Source organism: Hydrogenophaga atypica (assembly GCF_042665215.1).
Taxonomy (GTDB): Bacteria; Pseudomonadota; Gammaproteobacteria; order Burkholderiales; family Burkholderiaceae_C; genus Hydrogenophaga; species Hydrogenophaga defluvii_A.
The window spans coordinates 177,168-193,967 of sequence record NZ_JBHTCA010000006.1; the positions used below are offsets into that span (position 1 = coordinate 177,168).

The 16,800-nt window shown below is 57.7% G+C and carries 18 protein-coding genes and 1 other annotated feature; of the genes, 6 read left to right on the forward strand and 12 right to left on the reverse strand.

Translation table 11 applies throughout. The features are described from left to right. Positions 1-113 precede the first annotated feature (113 nt). Positions 114-557, forward strand: a complete 444-nt coding sequence (locus ACFQPB_RS11365) for a helix-turn-helix domain-containing protein (RefSeq protein ID WP_382223175.1) — start codon at positions 114-116, stop codon at positions 555-557. On the opposite strand, the gene ACFQPB_RS11370 is transcribed toward ACFQPB_RS11365, so the two are convergent. The 8 genes from ACFQPB_RS11370 to ACFQPB_RS11405 form a co-directional block, all read right to left on the reverse strand. Further along, positions 554-1,138: a CIA30 family protein gene (locus tag ACFQPB_RS11370; protein ID WP_382223178.1), complete on the reverse strand. Its 585-nt coding sequence runs from the start codon at positions 1,136-1,138 to the stop codon at positions 554-556. The genes ACFQPB_RS11365 and ACFQPB_RS11370 overlap by 4 nt on opposite strands. Positions 1,139-1,285: 147 nt before the next feature. Further along, complete coding sequence (locus ACFQPB_RS11375; protein WP_382223348.1) at positions 1,286-1,591, reverse strand: acylphosphatase; 306 nt, start codon at positions 1,589-1,591, stop codon at positions 1,286-1,288. A gap of 27 nt (positions 1,592-1,618) precedes the next feature. Then, entirely contained in the window at positions 1,619-2,059 is a 441-nt protein-coding gene (locus tag ACFQPB_RS11380) for a DUF1810 domain-containing protein (protein ID WP_382223181.1), read from the reverse strand. Next, a complete protein-coding gene (locus ACFQPB_RS11385) occupies positions 2,043-2,474 on the reverse strand; it encodes a hypothetical protein (RefSeq protein ID WP_382223183.1) in 432 nt (143 codons plus the stop codon). The genes ACFQPB_RS11380 and ACFQPB_RS11385 overlap by 17 nt, the downstream gene beginning before the upstream one ends. Before the next feature lie 178 nt (positions 2,475-2,652). After that, entirely contained in the window at positions 2,653-3,621 is a 969-nt protein-coding gene (locus ACFQPB_RS11390) for an ADP-ribosylglycohydrolase family protein (RefSeq protein WP_382223186.1), read from the reverse strand. Positions 3,622-3,936: 315 nt separating this feature from the next. After that, positions 3,937-4,257: a hypothetical protein gene (locus tag ACFQPB_RS11395; RefSeq protein WP_382223189.1), complete on the reverse strand. Its 321-nt coding sequence runs from the start codon at positions 4,255-4,257 to the stop codon at positions 3,937-3,939. 2 nt (positions 4,258-4,259) lie between these two features. Further along, a complete protein-coding gene (locus ACFQPB_RS11400) occupies positions 4,260-4,799 on the reverse strand; it encodes a hypothetical protein (RefSeq protein ID WP_382223192.1) in 540 nt (179 codons plus the stop codon). A gap of 14 nt (positions 4,800-4,813) precedes the next feature. Next, entirely contained in the window at positions 4,814-5,755 is a 942-nt protein-coding gene (locus ACFQPB_RS11405) for a metallophosphoesterase (RefSeq protein WP_382223195.1), read from the reverse strand. 59 nt (positions 5,756-5,814) lie between these two features. Here ACFQPB_RS11405 and ACFQPB_RS11410 point away from each other — a divergent pair, with 59 nt between their 5' ends. The 4 genes from ACFQPB_RS11410 (at position 5,815) to ACFQPB_RS11425 (ending at position 8,137) form a co-directional block, all read left to right on the forward strand. Next, positions 5,815-6,474, forward strand: a complete 660-nt coding sequence (locus tag ACFQPB_RS11410; protein WP_382223198.1) for an NUDIX hydrolase — start codon at positions 5,815-5,817, stop codon at positions 6,472-6,474. Between the two features lie 166 nt (positions 6,475-6,640). Then, the gene (locus ACFQPB_RS11415; RefSeq protein WP_382223201.1) at positions 6,641-6,913 is read left to right on the forward strand and encodes a type II toxin-antitoxin system TacA family antitoxin; all 273 of its coding nucleotides are present in this window, start codon (positions 6,641-6,643) and stop codon (positions 6,911-6,913) included. Further along, entirely contained in the window at positions 6,910-7,410 is a 501-nt protein-coding gene (locus ACFQPB_RS11420) for a GNAT family N-acetyltransferase (RefSeq protein ID WP_382223204.1), read from the forward strand. Before ACFQPB_RS11415 ends, ACFQPB_RS11420 begins: the two co-directional genes overlap by 4 nt. An 85-nt stretch (positions 7,411-7,495) precedes the next feature. Beyond that, on the forward strand, positions 7,496-8,137 hold the full coding sequence (locus ACFQPB_RS11425; protein ID WP_382223207.1) for a hypothetical protein: 642 nt from the start codon (positions 7,496-7,498) through the stop codon (positions 8,135-8,137). A 302-nt stretch (positions 8,138-8,439) separates the two neighbouring features. On the opposite strand, the gene ACFQPB_RS11430 is transcribed toward ACFQPB_RS11425, so the two are convergent. Beyond that, positions 8,440-8,820, reverse strand: a complete 381-nt coding sequence (locus ACFQPB_RS11430; RefSeq protein WP_382223210.1) for an endonuclease/exonuclease/phosphatase family protein — start codon at positions 8,818-8,820, stop codon at positions 8,440-8,442. A gap of 80 nt (positions 8,821-8,900) precedes the next feature. Here ACFQPB_RS11430 and ACFQPB_RS11435 point away from each other — a divergent pair. Beyond that, positions 8,901-10,135 (forward strand): IS3 family transposase gene (locus ACFQPB_RS11435; RefSeq protein WP_382223213.1). Its coding sequence is split into 2 segments (ribosomal slippage): positions 8,901-9,189 and positions 9,189-10,135, totalling 1,236 coding nucleotides; the frame shifts between segments, so codons are not numbered across the junction. Further along, positions 9,179-9,295, forward strand: a sequence feature (AL1L pseudoknot). (Overlaps the previous gene by 117 nt.) A gap of 31 nt (positions 10,136-10,166) precedes the next feature. Here the strand turns inward: ACFQPB_RS11435 and ACFQPB_RS11440 are convergent. From ACFQPB_RS11440 to ACFQPB_RS11450, 3 genes are all read right to left on the reverse strand, one after another. Beyond that, positions 10,167-10,502 carry a hypothetical protein gene (locus tag ACFQPB_RS11440; RefSeq protein ID WP_382223216.1) on the reverse strand — a complete coding sequence of 112 codons (336 nt, stop codon included), beginning with the start codon at positions 10,500-10,502 and terminating at the stop codon, positions 10,167-10,169. A 438-nt stretch (positions 10,503-10,940) separates the two neighbouring features. Continuing rightward, positions 10,941-14,348, reverse strand: coding sequence for a TM0106 family RecB-like putative nuclease (locus ACFQPB_RS11445; RefSeq protein WP_382223218.1), 3,408 nt, complete (start codon positions 14,346-14,348; stop codon positions 10,941-10,943). 87 nt (positions 14,349-14,435) lie between these two features. Beyond that, entirely contained in the window at positions 14,436-16,436 is a 2,001-nt protein-coding gene (locus ACFQPB_RS11450; RefSeq protein WP_382223221.1) for a DNA recombination protein RmuC, read from the reverse strand. Between the last annotated feature and the right edge of the window lie 364 nt (positions 16,437-16,800).

The window sequence follows — 16,800 nt, forward strand, 5'->3', positions numbered from 1 at the left end:
ACTCGCCAACTTAAACCAGCGTCTAATCTTCGGTTACGCAGCGTTTCTCCCCGAGTAAGAAAAAGTAGCGGTACGTCACCTTCTGGCTATGCTAGGGGGCCTGGAGGTAGTTTATGAGTACGTTTGCAAACTCACTGAAAGCTGAAATCGCTCGGATAGCCCGCAAAGAGCTGAAGGATGAGCTGGCAGCGTTGCGGAAGCTTTCCAGCTTCCACCGCTCAGAGATTGCGGCACTCAAGCGCGATGTGAAGGCGCTGAGCCAGCAACTAAGAAGACAGGAAAGGGAGATGACCGCGTCTGTCAGACCTGTTGAGCTTGTTCCAACGGCTCCCAAAACTAAAAAGACGTTCGACGCCACAAAGCTTGCTGAATACCGCGCGTATCTGGGTGTTACGCAGGCTCAAATAGCCAAGTTGCTGCAAGCATCAAGTTTGTCCGTTTACAAATGGGAGAGCGGAAAGGTCCAACCTCGGGCGGCACAGCTCGAACGGATACACGCTGTACTCAAGCTGGGAAAGCGAACCGCGCTGCGAGAACTTGAGCAGCTTGCGCACTAGAGAGGGCTTGGTGTTACGGTTCCTGCTGTGCCAGCAGAAGGCATGACCGAGGCTGCATTTGGTACACGGGTCGCCCCCGCTGGCGGCTGCCCCAGACTGGTGACACTGCGAATGGACAGTTGAAAGGGCCCGGCCTGACTATCTGCAATCATCCAACCCACCTGACAAACGTTCTCCGGGCGAAGTGCCGGTGCATTAGGCTCAGGACGTCCACGGACACGGGGACTGAAGAGGCTCAGCGGTAACACGATATCGACCCAGTGGCCAGCGGGAGGCTGAAACCCCGCCTGGTAATTGACACCACCCAGGCCGCCCTCCACACGCAGGTTCAGTTTGTAACGCTTGCCATCACCTCGCACATGCAAGCGATAGCCAACCGTATCTCGTTCACCCAATCGCAACGCGGCGTTGCGAACGGATGCAAAACCGCCGCCGTTCTCTGTCGATACCTCTCCCTCGAAAACGGCATGGCCATCGGGGTGAAACGTCAGCCGACTGCTCGACACCCCACCCATGACCCGGTCGTCGATGGAAGTCCAGCCTTCCAGCACTTGTGACCCATTGAAGCGAAGAACTTGCATGAACAGATTCTTGCATGCGCAAAGGCAGCCAGCAGTCAATAGACCACCCTCGCGGACGTCAAGCAGACCGATACTGCGTGAGTGCAAGGGGGCAGACCCCGACCCCAAAGCGGGTCAGGCTGGATACGGTTGACGGTTGACTCTTGACTATGCCGTTGGCCACTGTACAAAGTCAGCGAACTCTCCCTCGCCAGGAGCAGTGAATACCTCGGCCACCATTGCCGCTGGTGGTCCACGCCGAGCCCACTCGGTAAGCTGCTTCAGTTGAGCCTGAGTTCCAAAAGCCATGGCCTCAACGGAACCATCACTCCGGTTGCGCACCCATCCTGTCACCTCCAGGCGCCGCGCTGCGTCGACCATTGATGCGCGGTAGTAAACACCCTGGACCTTCCCGCGAATTTGCAACCGAATGACGTACCGGTCGAACTTAACGGCGCGAACTGTGGACTGCATGTTCATGGTGGGGGTTTGGCAAGCAACTCAATGACTCAAGTGTTCGAGGGTCATCGGGTCGGGTATGCCATCGTAAAAGGTGTCGAGGACCGTCTGAAACAACGCCGCGCCTCCTGATGCCTGCAGAAACAGCGTAGCGCATGCCCTCAGCTTTATTGCGTCGATGCTGCCGAGCATCTCCTGCGCGGTCAACTCCGGATGCTTCAAGGCCAGCTCACAACACGCCCGCAGTCTTTCACCGAGCACTGGGTGATTGAGGTAGGCGCGCGCTTCATCCAGGTCGCTCAATCCGAAGTGCCGGGCCATGGCAGACCGGCCCAGGCTGGCCAGCTGCGGAAAGATGAACCACATCCAGTGGGTCTGCTTTTTTCCTTGCCGCAGTTCGTTGACGACCTCGTCACATACGGACGCCTGCGCGTCCAGAAAGCGCTCCAGCCCAGGGGTGGTTACATCAAACAGATGTGCCATCAACTGCCTTTCGCAGGCGGGTATTCTCTTCAAGCAAGGCTGCAATGTGCGCGTGCGCCGCAGCCAGCTCCGCCTTCACGGTCAGCAGTTCTTCAGCCAGGTCGTCCGCCACCGCCGTGACCCGCTCGCGCGTGGCATCGCGAGTGTTGGCCAACTGCGCACCCAATTGGTCAAGCCAGTCGATGACCTCCACACGGGTGGTGTCCTTGTGCAGCGGTGTTTGCAGGGTGGCTTTCTTGACATCGGCGCGTCGGCACAGCTCGGACTGGGTGACTCGTCCATGATTGAACGGATATACGCCTTGACGTTGTGCAATCTCGGCTTCGATGTCCTGCATGGCCTTGCGCAAGCGCTGCAGCATTGCCAGTGTTCTCGGATTCGTCGCGTCGTTGGTTTCGTCAGGGCTGTCCAGCATTTCGGTCCATATCAATATTGGTTGCGGAGTTGGACTGAGCGCGGCAGGTGTGCAATCCGTGAGTAGCGCGGCAGCTCAATAGTCCATGGTACGCACCCTATGAAGTTAGCGCCTATTGGTTAGCGTCCGTAGATTCAGAACGTCGGACCAAAACCTTACTTGCCATAGCACTGCACCATCAGGCAATCAACTCGCTAGCCAGCGCTAGAGCGCCCCTTGTCCGCAACCACGGCGGCCTGGGCCGCCCCTTGGCTGTGTCACAGCTCAGTACCGCGTCGCTCATCGACTCCGGAATACCTGCGAATCCCACCCGTGCGCCCACTAGCCCGCCGACGATGCATGCATTCGTGTCTGTGTCTCCACCGCCAGAAAGCACCTGCCGCAGTGCATCCGCAAAAGTTGTCTCGCGCAGCAGATGGTGAAAGGCATGCGTGAACCCTATCCGGACAAAGCCCGCAAGTGGATGGCACGCGGGCGAAATGCCTTGCTCCGCATTTTCCAACCAGGACCGTACCTCACCCGCACCGTCATCCGCGCCAGCATCGAGAGCTCGCCGTGATTGTGCAAACGCGCCGTCGACGTCACCGTCATTCAGGAGCAGATGTCGAATGGCGACGACGTATGCAGCATTGGCCCACTGACATGTCAGGTTAGGGTGGGTCAGCAACGCGTCGGTCCTTGCTGCGGCAATCGCTTCTTCCACGGTGCATCTCACCGACCAGATACCCAAGGGGCTGACCCGCATCAGTGCGCCGTTGGCCTTTGAGTCAAGGTTGTGTTTTGCTGCGCTTGCAGACACTGCGTCGGAAACGGACACATCAGCTCCCACCTTGCCGCCCAATGCGTTCGAGGTGGCGTTCCCAATATCGAAAGGACGACTGGCTACCCAGGCGCGGTAGTTGGTCGCAACCTTCTCTCGGGGATAGCTCTGTTCGCCCACAAGGGCGCGCGCAAGCGCCAAAGTCAACTCCCCATCGTCTGTGACTTGGCCAGGCGCCACGCGAAAGACGCCACCGCCTTTCATGGCGAGCGCGTCGTCTAACTCGGCATCGTCAGGCCGGTGCCCGAGAAACTCCAGGCGCGCTCCCGCCGAATCTCCGACGAAGGCGCCGACCAGACAGCCCTGCGCGAGGTTTTTGATATCCATCTGTTCTTTTCTCCTTCGCCTTGGACTTTTTCTGTTGTCGACGTGCTTGAGCGGGAGGAGCTGCCGTTGCTGCTCTCAGTCCCCGGAAAACCCGCAAGCTGTATTCGAGCTTTTTCGTGTCCTCACTCGTGAGCTCAACGTGGTCACCAGTGATTGCCTCAGCCTTGACCACGTAGCTCTTTATGCTCAGGTCGTCATGACTGTTGAAGCAGACAACCGGCAATCGCTTCCCTCTTTGTTGGGCACGAGCTTTCATGTAAGGGCTTCTCGAATGTTTTGGTGTTACAGAAAACCGATGAGGGTCAGCTTGCGCAGTCAATCGTCGTCAAAAGGAGGAAGGTCCGCAGCGTCTTCTGTCATCCACCGATGAAGCTCCTCGGAGACAAACCAGGCGAAGGCATCCATGGACTCTTTGTCATCTGGAATCGGTGCCCCAGAGGCAAGCCGTGCTTCGAAGCTCCAGTCATAGCCCATGCAGGCAATTCGCAACTTGATGATGCCGTCGTCTTGTCTCCAGAAATCTGCAACAGCGGTGCGGTTGGTTCGGACGCTGACCCCAGGCACCGCGCACCTCTTTAAACCTCGCGCGACAAACTCGGGGACACCGTTCAACAGGTAGGTGTTTTCAGCCGGCACTGTCATCCTCCCAGGACTTTGCCAAAGACGGTACTCCCGTCCGTCACCAGTTCACCGAATTGGTGGGTGCCCCGATTGAGTACCCTGAAGCCTGTAGCCTGCTTGGCGTTTTCGCTCCACTGATACAACAACACAGTGCACGCGTTGTAGTGGTCGGCCACCAGCTCCAAACGCTCAATGTTATCCGCGGTCGGCATTGGCGCACTACCGCCTTTCACCTGTATCAACATGAAGTCGAACAGGTCCAAGTGCTTGAGCTTCTGGAACTCTGCGCCTGGCAGCAAGTCCCACTTTTTCCGGACAGCCAAGATGTCAACGATGCCTGCAGACTCCCTGCCGTTTGGACCTGGAAAATCTACCCACTGCCAGCGCCCACCGTGCTTGTTAGACTCACGTGCTAAGTGCGCCTTGGCGAGTGTCATGGCGGTCTTTGCGGTCTTGATGGCCTTTTTGGCTGCGACCTGCATCTTTGTTGGTTCCTTTTTTTCCGTCATCGTCTCTCCAATCTCGTGAGTTGAATCGTTAGGAATGGCCTCGGTCATTCTGCCCAGAGGCACTAGTTCAGCGCCCCGGTACCGACGAAATTCTTCGGCGAAAGTCGCTCCTCTCCACCCCAGCGATACGCCACCAGGGGACCACCCTTGCCAGCGCTGTAGTCCACGCAGGCCATTCGCTCAGCCTGTAAGGCGGGTACCCCCTGCATCCAATAATGGCCAAAAAAGACGGGCTTGCGCTGGTCGTAGGTGGGCTTGACGTCGCTGACGTGAATGTCCGGCAACTGTGCACGGTCTTCGTCGGGCATCAACGCCAAATCACGGTAGCTTGATGCGTGTGCATCCCACCAACGGATGCGGACATTTCGTCGCTCATGGCCGTCCTTGTCTCGGAACGAGTGACCCGCTGGCAGAGCAACCTCCAGTCCCTTGGTGAGCCCCTCGACCGCCCGAAAGACCGGGTCCCCACTGCGACTGGCTCGAACCATAAGTTCCGGCGTCAGCGTCCGCCCCTCGCCAAGTAGTGGCGCTAGCTCCGCCATGTAACCGTCGTGCCAACAGGCATGCACAACTCGAAGCCCAGGGAGGTCCAGCCACAGCGGAAGCGTGAGGAACCAGTCGATGATTTCCGCGTGCAACGGTGTTGCCTCGACTTCGCCCAGAAAGGCGCTGTGCTGGTGGCGGTTTTTGGCGCCCAGCTCGCCGTGCCGCGGCCGCAGGAAATGACCTGTGCCGACACCTTCGGGGTCTGGCAGGTGCCACGCAATCGCATTGAACTCGTGATTGCCCAGGATAGCCAGGGCACTATCCGCCTCGACCATGTTCCGCGCGAGCCGATAGGTATCAACCTGCCGGGGACCTCTATCGATGAAGTCACCGACAAAGATGGCCTTTCGTGTCGGATGCCGGTAGGCCCCGGCGTGTTGCCTGTAGCCCATCCCGAGCAGTAACGCCTCCAGCTTGTCTGCCTGCCCATGAACGTCGCCAATGATGTCGTATTCCATCGAGACCCCTTAGTTGCATAATGACACTATTCTAAATGTGTTAGTGGCAACTTGCAACTATGAATGCAACTCGTGACCTTTTTCCCCTTGTCGGCGTTGACGTCGCACTATTCTGTGTCGACGACGGTCGCCTCCAAGTGCTGCTGGTCAAGCGAGCGGAAGAGCCTGCCGCCAAGCAGTGGGCGCTGCCGGGCGGCATTCTGAAACCTCACCTGGACAACTCGTTAGAAGCGGCGGCCCGTCGGGTACTGGCACACAAGGTCAGCGTCGAGTTGCCACTGGTCGAAGAAGTCTGCACCTTCAGCGGACCTGACCGAGACCCACGCGGCTGGTCGATATCGGTGCTGTTCTATGCGTTGCTGCCTCGTGACAAGGTGAATGCGCTGGTACGAAACAAGGTCGAGGCCCTGGAGTGGGTAGGCGCCTCCGCGCCTGGTCACCGTCTCGCGTTTGACCATGCCCAACACTTGACCACATCTGTCCAGAAGCTGCGTGCCAAGGTTGATGCTGGCAAGCTGCCATTGCACCTGCTGCCTGAAAAGTTCACGCTCACCCAGCTTCAGAGAACTATTGAGGCAATTCTTGGGCGGGAACTCGACAAGAGTTCGTTCCGCCGCCAGCTCAAAAGCTCATCAGACGTGGTCGAGCTCGATGAGTACGAGCGGGGAGCGCAGCGTCCGGCTCAACTTTTCAGAGCCAGTGACGGATTTACGTTTTAACTGCCCCGAAAAGGCAGCGGCCCTTGAACTGTCGCTGCATCCCCCAAAAAGCTCGTGGAACCTACCAACCCAGCGGGTTGTGACCAGCCCGGCCTCTATGTATTGACAATGGATATACAAAAACCGATACTGCGTATCCAACCGATACACACACAAGGGGTACCTCATGCGTGATGCCGCCATCAATTTGCGCGCAAAGCCAGAGCAACGTGACCTGATTGACCAGGCGGCGACTTTGCTCGGAAAGAACCGGTCTGACTTCATGCTTGAGGCAGCCTGTGAGCGGGCACGCGCGGTTGTTCTTGACCAGGTTTTTTTCAGCCTAGACGAAGACAAGTTCAAACAGTTCAATGAGCTGCTCGACGCGCCCACGGTGCCCAACCCTGGGCTGAAGCGCTTGATGGCAGTGCAAGCTCCTTGGGCTGCACGCGCAGAATGAGCATGCGGTTCTCTGCTCCAGTGCCTCTGCGTCCTGACCATGACCTCAGTGGCTTCGAATGTGGCGAGGCAAGTCTGGATGAATGGCTGAAGCGGCGAGCACTTTCCAATCAGCTCAGCGGCGCCAGCCGGACGTTTGTCGTCCTTGACGCGAAAGGCCTGGTGAGGGGCTACTACGCCTTGGCAGCGGGGGCCGTTGCTCATGAGCAAGCCACCAGCGGCATCCGCCGCAACATGCCAGACCCCATTCCTGTTCTCGTCTTGGGCAGACTTGCGATTGCAACCCAAGCTCAAGGGCACAGGCTTGGGGCCTCGCTGCTGCAAGACGCTGTGTTGCGGGCGGTGACGGTCTCAGAGAACACTGGTGTTCGAGCGCTGCTTGTACATGCGTTGAACAACAATGCGAAGACCTTCTACGAGCACTATGGTTTTCAACCGTCGCCAATCGACACCATGACGCTGATGCTGAGGTTGCACAGGCCTGTGGCAGCGTCATAGGAGTCAAGATTTGTTGGGGGCTAAGTCAGGCCATTGGGCCGGCCCCAAACGAGACGGTGGACAGCCGGAAAATCCAAGGAAAACCATGTTGAAAAATCGCGTTGACCCATGGGGAGCACTCAATGCCGTTCCGGACCGAGGGACACTCATGGGCAATCGAGGCATCCTTCACAACGAAAACAACGAGGTCATCCGGCCATGGACTCACAAAGGCTGGGTGACATGCCTGCTGAGCTACAAGTCCATTCGCCGCCCAAAGCCCTTTTCTGCGGGTAACTACTCCGAGTTGTTCTTTCTTGACGAAGCAACAGCCTTTGCGGCTGGACATCGCCCGTGCACCACGTGCCAGCGGGAGCGAAGTAAGCAATTCAAAGAGGCCTGGATTCGCGCTAACGTCGGGACAGCTGGTGCCGGCCAGCACATTGCCATGTCCGAAATCGACAAAGTTCTCCATAACGAACGAGCGCAGCGCGGTGGTGGAAAACGGTCCTATGCGGCAACTTTGAGCGAGCTGCCTCTAGGAACCATGTTCAGCATAGACAGTGCAGCGTACCTCGTTGGACGGTCAGGCTATCACCGGTGGAGTTTTTCCGGCTACGGTGAGCCCGAGAAACTGGCGGACGACGCCACCGTATCTGTGCTGACGCCAGCATCAATCGTCAGTGCGTTCTCCGCCGGATTCGTTCCTGCTGCACTGGTAACTTCCGGTCAACATAGTCACACGTGAAAAGATGCCGAGGATGGCTCAGACGCGGTCAGGGCAACGCCAGCTTGGGGGTGGAGAATGGCCTACTAGAGAGCTATCCGCAGCGCGCGTGGAATCTTGTTTGACCGCACGCCGCGATTGGCCCAACCACTCAAACAACTTCTGAACCACCCCACTTCAAGAGAGACACCTCGCATGTCCTCGCGGCCGTTTGGCGAAACACGAGGGCGTCACCAGGGACGGGAGAGGTTCGCGCATGAAGGCCGCGAATATGCCCTCTCGATGACGGCCGAAAGTTGCCACTGGTCAACATGCTTAACGTCTTAGGCTACTCCAAAGTCCTCTGCATCTTCCGTACTGAGATGTAGTGAAAGCGGCATGTGGTCAGAAAGCGAAATCCAACTATCTACCGAGCCGACCTCACATCGCTTTGCAGACCAGTGCTTGCCAAGAAACGCATAGTCAATATGAAAGCTCTTGGCCCGGTTGCGCTGCAGGAAGAACGTAGGTGTCGTCTCCTCTCCCTGAGCTTCTCCAAAATAACGGTGATATGCACTCTCAAGACCAAGTTTGGAGAGTTCGTGAACAACATCACTGTGGCAACAACCCCGATGCTGCTTGTCCCATTGACTATTGCTGTTGAGGTCACCGACAACCATCCCGTAGCGATGATTCAGAAACTCCTGGTTGGACTGCAGTAGCAACCAGAGTTGTCCGATGTATCTGTATGCACCTGAACCGCCCCGGGTTTTGAGGAGGCTCCAACTCTTGAGAAGATGGAGCCATGAACAAATCACCGAAGTTCTCCCCGGAAGTGCGCGAGCGCGCCGTGCGCCTGGTGCAGGAGCACCGAGCCGACTACCCATCGCTGTGGGCAGCCATTGAATCGATTGCGCCCAAGATGGGCTGCGTGCCGCAGACCTTGAACGACTGGGTCAAGAAGGCCGAGGTCGACAGCGGCCAGCGCCCCGGCACCACTACGTCAGAAGCTCAGCGCATCAAGGAGCTGGAACGTGAGGTCAAAGAGCTGCGCCGGGCCAATGACATCCTGAAGACGGCCAGCGCGTTTTTCGCGCAGGCGGAGCTCGACCGCCGATTGAAGTCGTGAAGGCCTACATCGACCGCCACCGTGATGATTACGGGGTCGAGCCCATCTGCCGGGTGCTGCAGATGGCCCCGTCGTGTTACTGGCGCCACGCAGCCCGGCAACGCAACCCGCAACTGCGCAGTGAACGCGCCCAGCGTGACGAGGGCTTGAAGGCCGACATCCAGCGCGTGTGGCACGCCAACTGGCAGGTCTACGGAGCCGATAAGGTCTGGCTGCAGATGAACCGCGAGGGCATTCGGGTGGCGCGCTGCACGGTCGAGCGACTGATGCGTGCCATGGGCTTGCAAGGGGCACGCCGTGGCAAGACGGTGCGCACCACCGTGCCGGACACATCGGCACCGTGCCCGTTGGACCATGTCAACCGGCACTTCCATGCCAGCCGGCCCAACGAGCTGTGGGTGTCGGATTTCACCTACGTCTCCACCTGGCAGGGCTGGCTGTACGTGGCCTTCGTGGTGGACGTGTACGCTCGGCGCATCGTGGGCTGGCGGGTCAGCCGCAGCATGCACACGGACTTCGTGCTGGATGCGCTGGAACAGGCCTTGTACGACCGCCAGCCAGCAGCCCATGCCTTGACGCACCATTCCGACAGGGGCAGTCAGTACGTTTCCATACGCTACACCGAACGTCTGGACCAGGCGGGAATACAGCCCTCGGTGGGCAGTCGGGGCGACAGCTACGACAACGCGCTGGCCGAGACCATCAACGGGCTGTACAAGGCCGAGCTGATTCACCGCCGGGGACCCTGGAAGACCAGGGAATCCGTGGAGCTGGCCACCTTGCAGTGGGTGCACTGGTTCAACCACGTCCGACTGCTCACGTCGATTGGGGGCATCCCTCCGGCAGAAGCTGAGGCAAACTACTGGAGGCAACTCGCCAACAGCAACACCTCGGCAGAGATGTCAACTTAAACCAACTGGCCTCCTTGAAAGCCGGGGCGGTTCAACCTGAGTCCGCCGCTGCCGTCCAGGTCGCAAGCAATGGCCAGTCACCGTTGATACGGCATGGCAAAAAAAACTTAAGCTCTTTGACGTCAACGGGCTCCCGTTCTAGGCGCACTCCCTTACGTGCAAAAACCCCAATCCCCTTGTTTTTCGTATCCCCCTCCCAAAGGTAATCCCCGGCCCAGTCAAGGTAACGAGCGTCTTTTGCCTGAGCTGGGTCTTCGCATTCTTGAATCACGAGCAAATCCGCGTCAAACTGCTCTAACGCATGCCACTTATTGCGGAGTGCTCCAGCGCAGTTCCAGGTAACGACTCGAAGGTCAGCTAAATTCATATCAACACCTCGATAAGGTTGGTAACCAACGCCTCTGTTTTAGGGTCGATGGTTAGCTACCTCGCTTGAGCAGAGACACTGCATAGGTCCGTGTTGACGTCTGGCGAAACACGATGGTGTCACCAGGGACGGGAGAGGTTCGCGCATAAAATCTGCGGATATGCCCCCTCGACGATGGGCGAAAGTTGCCACTGGCTCTCACCTCCATGAAGCACTGAATCGGCTCACTGTCGCCTTGGTAAACAAGGGAGATGCCACTGTCCTGCAGGCGGGATGCATTCGCCTTCCCCGTACCTCGTGGGATGAAGCAATCGTCGGGAAACAAAGATTTCAGGTTGGCGGGAATCGTCATGTAAGAGTTGTTTTCCCGCAGCCATGCGTCTGATTCAATCGAAAACGAAATTGCTTGAAGTCCGTGGTCCATTTTTACTCCTGTGGTCATAGCTGTTTCTCTTCTTTGCTGTACTCCTCGACCCAGCAAAGCGTGTTCACCAACGCCATCTGAACGGGTGAGCTGACGTTGACCTCCAGGAGCGCTGGACTTGCGACAACGCCAGCCCAGCACCTCGCCCTGGAAATCGCAACGTTCAAGCGGTTCTTGCTGTACAAAAAGTCGATGTCACGCGGCAGGTACTCGCCGCTCGACGTTGTCATAGACACGAGCACAGCTTCCGCTTCCTGGCCTTGAAATTTGTCTACCGTACCCACTCGCGCACCGGGCGGCAACACCTGCTTGAGGCGATTGACCTGCAGGTTGTAGGGTGCAACTACGAGGATGTTCTCGACGGTCATGGGATGCTCTACGCCTTTTCGGTCGACGTAGCGTGAGCTCATCAGGTTCTTGAAGATTTCCAGTATCAAGTCCGCCTCTTCGTCGCTGCGCTGGGAACACCCCTCATGTTTCGCTTCGACGAACGTAATTCCTGTTGGCTTCAGCGCAGGGTGGGCGTATTTGGGCAGGAGAAGCTGCTGTCGGGCGTTGTCTTTCTCAGGCTCAAGTCGCCCCGAATACACAGCATCGGAAATGAAGCGGCAGACATCAGGATGCATGCGCCACGTATCCTTGAGAAACACCCCACGAGAGTCTGCAATCGTGGATTCACCCTGGAGCAGGTATTCCAATGTCGACAGGCCTGACTCGCCTGGATGCACGCCCTGAATGGGTTGACCCAGTTGCATCTGGTCCCCAAGGAGAACGATGTTTTTCGCGCAGGTGGACATCGCGACCAGGTTGGCCAGTGCCACCTGCCCCGCCTCGTCAACGAACAGGTAGTCGAACTTGGCCTCAAGCTTGGGGGAAGAAAACACCCATGCGGTACCGGCAACCAACTGAAGTTTGTCGACGCCTCGAATCAAGGTCTGGGTGTTCGATTCGTCTCGAATGAAGCGCCCCTGAATCTGGGACTCTATCGAGGTGGACTTCTTCGCCCCTTGGAACTCGACCCCCTGCTGAATCGCAACCTTTTCAACCCCTTGCAGCAGGTTGTTGATGGCCTTGTGACTGTTGGAAGTCACGGCGACCCTTTTACCGGCCCTGAGCAATTCAACAATGACATGGGAGCCGGTGTAGGTCTTACCTGCCCCTGGTGGGCCTTGAATGAACAGGCAGCTGTCATTCAGGCCAGAGACCACCCGGATGCACCCGTCAAGCAAATCCTCTCCAGGGGCCAGCAGATGCTGGCCGGCTTCGACGCCAACAACGCGTGGAAACTCTCGGCGCAACAATGCCAATCCTGCCGCGAACTTTCCTTGGCCAGCAAGGTACTCGGTCACGAAGCGACGTACCGCCCCAACAATGCCCTTCACGTTGATGGGCAGGCCCGTACCCAGGGCAACACCGTGCGCCGGAATCGGTTCCTGCCAGGCCGCTTCGCATTTGCGACAAAAAGTGACCTCTTTGCGGTCCTCGTCAACCTCGAGTTCAAACACCTCCTCCATGTTGAACGTCAGAGTGCAGTTGTCACCCGTCTTGAGTTTGGTTTCTTGCTCGGGAAACCGGTACCAGTAGCGCAGGTGTTCCCCCTGTTCCTCTGGTTCGCGAGTGGGGATAAGGCCTGCAATCGCCTCAAGGTCTTCGAGCAAGTCATCCTCCGACGCTTCCTTGCGTGCAAAGAGCGCCCACCAAACAGGCTTCTCGACTCGGCGATGAAACCCCAGCAGGTAAAACAACAGCTCTTTGAGTTGGTCTTCCGAGCTCCAACCAAGCCGGTCAGCCGGAAGGCCATCCAACAGCTGAATGCGAAACTGCTCCATCGCTTCAGCCGCGGCCAGAGCTGCATCGCTGGGTGTAGTTGCAGGGACTGACTCCGCCGCTCCCGCAGCAGACTGCCCATGCCAAGACGCGCCATCCGGCCGGATTGAAATCAACCATTGGCGCAGCTCGTAGGTGCTACGCACATCGTCTTCGTTGTAATCCGCAATGGCCTGCAAGATGGCAGGGTCGCCGCTGGTTTTCCACTTCTCGTAGAAAACAACGCTGGCACCCGCTGTCTTGACGTCTCCGGCTCGCTGCTTGCTGCTGTAGAACCGTTCTATCGCCTTGATGGAATAGCTGGGTTCACCGACACGGATGGCCTCGCGCACCACGGCATAGAGGTCCACCAGTTTCGCTCGTCGCAACAATTCGTCCACCTCGGCTTCGCGGGTGCCGTGCAGGGACATGAGGCGTTTGAGCGCGGTTGTCTCATAGGGTGCGTAGTGATAGATGTGCGCCGCTGGATAGCTGCGCAGGTGCGCTGTCACAAAGTCGATGAACGCTTCGAACGACTGTTGCTCCTGCCTGCGGTCATGCGCCCAAAAGGTCTTGAAAATGGGTTTGCCATCCTCAAAGAAATACAGGCCAAACAGATATTCCAGCCCGCCTTCGGTCATGGGGTCTCCCTCCATGTCGAAGAACAAGTCACCTGTTTCTGGGGCGGGCAACCGTGCGAAGCCCTTGCTGTCACGCAGGGGGAGCAACTCAAACACGGGTTGCCCGGTGCGCACGGACTGTTGTTGCAGTCGCGCCTGATGCGCCAGGCGCTGCAAGGTGTCCGTTTGCATCCTGGGCATGCCCAGTCCGGTCGACACGCCGGCGAGTTGGTTTAGCGTATGGACGCCAGCCGCACGCAGTCGGACGATTTGAGTCTTCGAGATATTCGCCACTCGATTCAGGTGGTCGTCTTGTTCCCACCGTTCTGCGCAGATGTCGCGCCAACGGCACTGGCCACAGCGCTCGACTTTTTCGGGGTAGCTTGCGGGATTGCCCAACGCGACCCAGTCCAAAAACCTGGCTTTCAGACGACGGAAGTACCGCAGATAGTCAGCGACAAGAAAAGTCTCCTTGCGCCCGTCACCCAGCACAACGTGCATGTGCACGGGCATCACGCCTTGAACCTCCCCCAGCATCTCGGAGTAGAGGCACAGTTGCAACAAGAACTTAGCCCGGCTGCTTCGCGCGAGTTTTGTGTCCGACACCTCGTAGCTGTAGGACCCAAGGGCTGAAGGACTGTCCACCCGAACAAGAAAGTCGGCATGGCCGACCCAGGGGTCATTCAACAGCGTCGCCTGAAAGACGACAGCGGCACCATCGACCAGTGCGCTTTTCGTGGCGGCAAAGCGTTCGCCATCATTGGTGCCAACCTGCGAGAGGTCCGCAACGCGAGGATTCTCTGCCTTGAGGTGCTCCCAGTATTTAGCCTCGTGCGCAAATCCCTTGTCTTGAATGAGCGCCATCTCCTCTGAGTCTTCTGCCTTGGGCAGCGGTGTCTCAAGGTTCACAAGGTCCAGCCGAGTCAGGTGCCTGCAGGCGGCGAAATTGACCAGGTCAGAGGCGGAATAGCGAAGCGCAGCACCATTTTTTTGCATAGGCTAGGAGGAGTGACTTGACGTCAGAAAAAAGCTATCCCGGACGTGGGCGAGCTCTTCAAGGGCTGCCCACCCTGGTTGTGGATGTCAGTCGTCCGTATCGTCGCCATCCACGGCGATGACGCCTGTTGCCAGCAGGGCTTCAGACGCCGCTGCGTTGGGCAGGTCCTCGACCCCACGCAATTTCCTCTCGATGGCCCGCGTGCGAGTGCCAATGTCATCAAACTTTTTGGCCGCAGCGTCGATAGACTTTTTGGTGGAGTCAACAATTTCGCCAAACTTCCGAAACTCTGTCTTCACGTTGGACAGGATGCCCCAGACCTCGGACGACCTCTTTTCGATGGCCAACGTCCTGAAACCGAGGCGCAGGCTGTTGAGCATCGCGGAAAGTGTGGTCGGACCAGCGACAACAACCCTGTACTCGTTTTGCAGTGCCTCCACCATGCCAGGCACGCGGCAAACCTCTGCAAACAAGCCTTCAGTTGGCACAAACAGGATGGCGAAATCAGTTGTGTGGGGCGGGCTGACGTATTTCGTGGAAATCTTCTTGGCCTCTTGCCGAATCGACGTCTCGAATGCCGTGGTGGCCTGCAGCACGAGCGACTTGTCCATGGCGTCATGGGCATCAATGAGCCGCTGATAGTGTTCGACGGGATACTTGGAGTCAATCGGCAACCAGACCGTTTGCTCGTCACCCTTGCCCGGCATCTTGATGGCGAACTCAACAAGGTCATTGCTGCCAGGAACCGTCTTCACGTTTTTGTCGTACTGCTCCGCAGTGAGCAGGCTCTCGATGATGGCGCCCAGCTGCACCTCACCCCAAGTTCCCCGTGTACGCACGTTGGTCATGACCCGCTTCAAGTCTCCCACGCTACCGGCCAGGTTCTTCATTTCACCCAGTCCCGCATGGACCTGTTCGAGCCTGTCGCTCACCAGTTTGAAGGAATCCCCCAGTCGTTGCTCGAGGGTTGCGTGCAGCTTCTCGTCGACAGTGCGACGCATCTCCTCGAGCTTTGCGGTGTTGTCAGCCTGGATGGCCGCTAGGCGCTCGTTCAGAGCGGAGCGCAGCTGCTCAGAGCTCTGATGGGAGCCTTGGGCCATAACTTTCAATTGCTGACCCACTGCGTCCTGCAGTGAGGTGAACTGCTTGTGAATTTGATTGCCGTTGCCTTCCAGTTGGTCTTTCAGGGCCGTGGACATCACACCGAGCTGGGTTCCGATGTCGCTTTTGAGAGAGTCCAGCGTGCCTTTGGTCGCGTTGGAAAGCGCTTCAAAGCGGTCGTGTATCTGTTTCTCGAATGCAATGGAACTCTGCGCCAAGGCCGTCCGCGACGCGAGAGTCTCCGCGGACAAATTGTTCAGCGTGTTGGTCAGGTCGGTACGGAACTGGACCAAGGTGTTGGCCAGTTCAGTACGTGCCTGCGCAGCATCAGACTGTGCTTGCGCAAACTGCGCCATCTGAGCTTTGCCCGCGTCATCCAGGCGGCCTTGGAGGGCTTGTTGCAGTGACTCAAAGCGCCCGGTCATGGACGAATCAAATCCGCCGATACGAAGCTCAAGTTTTTGCTCAAGCGCCAGGAAGGCAGCCGTCAACTCCGCACGCCCACTTCGAGCATCCTCCATCGTCTGCGACAGTTTTCCGTCCAACGCTTGTCGGATGGCGTCCAGGCTTTCATTGGTGGTCTTCTGGATATCAGCCAGACGATTTGAGATGGTTACCTCGAACGAGTTGAAGCGCAGTTCCAGCTTGCCTTCAAAGTCACGGAAAGAGGACATCAGCTCAACACGGCCGCTTCGGGACTCCTCGATTGTTTTGTCCAACTTCTCGTCCAGCGTACGGCGCGACACCTCAAAACCTTGTGCCGTGGTTTCCGTGAACACGCGGAGTTGCTGTTCAATGCGTTCTCCAGATGCCTCGCTTCTCGCTGTCGACTGAACGAGTCCCTGCATGTTCTGCTCAACGATGGCCAGCCTGGCGTTCAAGTCTGCAGGCGTCTCGAACGCCACCTTGCGAAGCAAGAGCACAACCTGAAGCACTGCGACTACCAGCACCGCTGCCAACAAAACGAAGACTTCGATATCGTCCATGGTTTTCCAACGTAAAAAAGTGACAGAAATGTATCTCAGTGGCTCGTGCGCTCAGCAGAAGTAGTCGAAAAATTGCTGATAACCCGTCGAATACGGAGCATTCTTTATGTTTGACGCTCGACATGGGGATTCGCGCCGCGCTGAACGAGTGCATTGCCCAGAGTGTTGCCTTGTCAGTAGCTCACAGAGTGAGCTACTGAAACTTTTGTTGACTCTGCCTGAGTGTTTTGTTTTTGCCTCGAAGAGGCTGACATCTGCCTTTGCATTGGCGCTAGGTTCAATATTTTTGAGGGTGGCAACCACCTATGCCCACAAAGACCAAGTCCCTGGCCTCAACTCTCGACGACATCAGGCCATTTTTTGA

Bases quoted from the DNA above. Each gene is read 5' to 3' on its own strand.
- ACFQPB_RS11390 (WP_382223186.1), bottom strand. From the start codon at position 3,621: ATGGATATCAAAAACCTCGCGCAGGGCTGTCTGGTCGGCGCCTTCGTC.
- ACFQPB_RS11445 (WP_382223218.1), bottom strand. From the start codon at position 14,348: ATGCAAAAAAATGGTGCTGCGCTTCGCTATTCCGCCTCTGACCTGGTC.
- ACFQPB_RS11370 (WP_382223178.1), bottom strand. From the start codon at position 1,138: ATGCAAGTTCTTCGCTTCAATGGGTCACAAGTGCTGGAAGGCTGGACT.
- ACFQPB_RS11450 (WP_382223221.1), bottom strand. From the start codon at position 16,436: ATGGACGATATCGAAGTCTTCGTTTTGTTGGCAGCGGTGCTGGTAGTC.
- ACFQPB_RS11425 (WP_382223207.1), top strand. From the start codon at position 7,496: ATGTTGAAAAATCGCGTTGACCCATGGGGAGCACTCAATGCCGTTCCG.
- ACFQPB_RS11380 (WP_382223181.1), bottom strand. From the start codon at position 2,059: ATGGCACATCTGTTTGATGTAACCACCCCTGGGCTGGAGCGCTTTCTG.
- ACFQPB_RS11405 (WP_382223195.1), bottom strand. From the start codon at position 5,755: ATGGAATACGACATCATTGGCGACGTTCATGGGCAGGCAGACAAGCTG.
- ACFQPB_RS11415 (WP_382223201.1), top strand. From the start codon at position 6,641: ATGCGTGATGCCGCCATCAATTTGCGCGCAAAGCCAGAGCAACGTGAC.
- ACFQPB_RS11385 (WP_382223183.1), bottom strand. From the start codon at position 2,474: ATGCTGGACAGCCCTGACGAAACCAACGACGCGACGAATCCGAGAACA.
- ACFQPB_RS11400 (WP_382223192.1), bottom strand. From the start codon at position 4,799: ATGACCGAGGCCATTCCTAACGATTCAACTCACGAGATTGGAGAGACG.
- ACFQPB_RS11440 (WP_382223216.1), bottom strand. From the start codon at position 10,502: ATGAATTTAGCTGACCTTCGAGTCGTTACCTGGAACTGCGCTGGAGCA.
- ACFQPB_RS11365 (WP_382223175.1), top strand. From the start codon at position 114: ATGAGTACGTTTGCAAACTCACTGAAAGCTGAAATCGCTCGGATAGCC.
- ACFQPB_RS11375 (WP_382223348.1), bottom strand. From the start codon at position 1,591: ATGCAGTCCACAGTTCGCGCCGTTAAGTTCGACCGGTACGTCATTCGG.
- ACFQPB_RS11410 (WP_382223198.1), top strand. From the start codon at position 5,815: ATGAATGCAACTCGTGACCTTTTTCCCCTTGTCGGCGTTGACGTCGCA.
- ACFQPB_RS11420 (WP_382223204.1), top strand. From the start codon at position 6,910: ATGAGCATGCGGTTCTCTGCTCCAGTGCCTCTGCGTCCTGACCATGAC.